Annotated in this window: 2 protein-coding genes; both read left to right on the top strand. The window is 71.3% G+C overall.

Annotation, left to right across the window (positions count from 1 at the left end; translation table 11 throughout):
* Nucleotides 1-15: 15 nt before the first annotated feature.
* On the top strand, nt 16-774 hold the full coding sequence (locus ACZ5CR_RS45375; RefSeq protein ID WP_468869585.1) for a hypothetical protein: 759 nt from the start codon (nt 16-18) through the stop codon (nt 772-774).
* A 144-nt stretch (nt 775-918) separates the two neighbouring features.
* Nucleotides 919-1,367 (top strand): Ig-like domain-containing protein (locus tag ACZ5CR_RS45370; RefSeq protein WP_468869583.1); only part of this gene is annotated, 449 nt, incomplete at its 3' end.

The following is a 1,367-nucleotide window of genomic DNA, read 5'->3' as shown; positions in this document are numbered from 1 at the left end:
CTAGCATGCGCCCCCATGACTGAAGACGTGCGCAATATCGTCCTCGGCCTGATCGCGGCCGGCCTCGGGGCCGTGCTGGGCTGGCTCGCCCGTACCTACCTCTGGCGGCGCAAGCTCCGCCGCAAGCAGGCCTTCTTCGGGCTGCCCGACAACTCCGAGTCGCTGCTCGTGGTGAACCGCGAGGCGGGCGGCCCCGAGCTCACCGTCGTGCGCCACGACGTGTTCGCGCTCCTCGAACTGGCCGCGCTGATCAAGGACTGCGGGGCGCACGCCCAGCTCGTCGCGCACGACGCGGCCCAGCAGAGCTTCGGCGAACGCACGGAATTCTGCGTGGGCTCCCCGACGGCCAACCGCCGCATGGCCGCGCACATGCACTCCCTGCTGCCCGGCGTCCGCATCAACACGGAGCCGGAGCCGGGTCCCGACCGCGGGGCGTTCCAGATCGGCAGCGAGCGGTACCGCATGGACGGCGGCATCACGGAGTACGTGATCCTGGCGCGGCTCACCGCGGGTCAGGGCGAGGAGGCGAGACCCGTCTTCGTCTTCTGCGGCCAGCGCGCGATCACCAACCAGGCGGCGACCCGCTATCTCGCCCGGCACCACGAGCGCCTCGCCCGCAAGCACGGCGGCAACACCTTCGTCCTGCTCCTGAAGGTCGTGAACTCCCAGGCGTACGGTCCCGACGTCGTGGAGCTGGTCGGGGACGTCACGCGCGCCGCTCAGGCACCTGCCCCCGCGATCACGCCGGCGCGCACGTCTCATCGCGCCAAGTAGGTCCCCACTCACCGAGTGCCGGCATCCACACCGGCTCAGACCCGGCCTCTGTGACCTATTCGGCAATTCGGGGCAACAGGCAACCCACCGGGACCTTTGTCCCTCTCTCCGTGCAGTTCCACATTCGCACGGAGGTACGTTCCCTTGAGGCCCCTGAGCTCGCCGAGTCGCCGCCGCCCCCTACGCACGCGCCACACCGGGGCCGCGGTCACGGCCGCCGGCCTGGCGGCACTGGCCGCCGCGCTGACCGCCTGTTCGGGCAGCACCCCCGCGTCCGCCGACACGGCGGCCGACAAGCCGGACATATCCGTCAACCTGCAGGGCAAGCAGGCCAAGGCGGGCTCCCCGGTCAAGGTGACGCTGGCCGACGGCAGGCTGAAGCAGGTCACGGTCGCCGACTCGAAGGGCGAGAAGCTCACCGGCAAGGTCGCCGCGAACGGCACCACCTGGACCTCGGACCGCAAGGCGGCGCCCGGCACCTCGTACAAGGTCGAGGCGACGACGGACGAGGGCGGCAGCGCGCGGGCCTCCTTCAGGACCGCCGCCCCGGAGCAGGTGAACAAGCTGGCCCTGACGCCCGGCAAGGACACCAC

The sequence above is a fragment of the Streptomyces sp. NPDC031274 genome (genome assembly GCF_055570235.1).
Note: the sequence above shows the minus strand (reverse complement) of the source record. Positions and strands in the feature narration are given on the sequence as shown.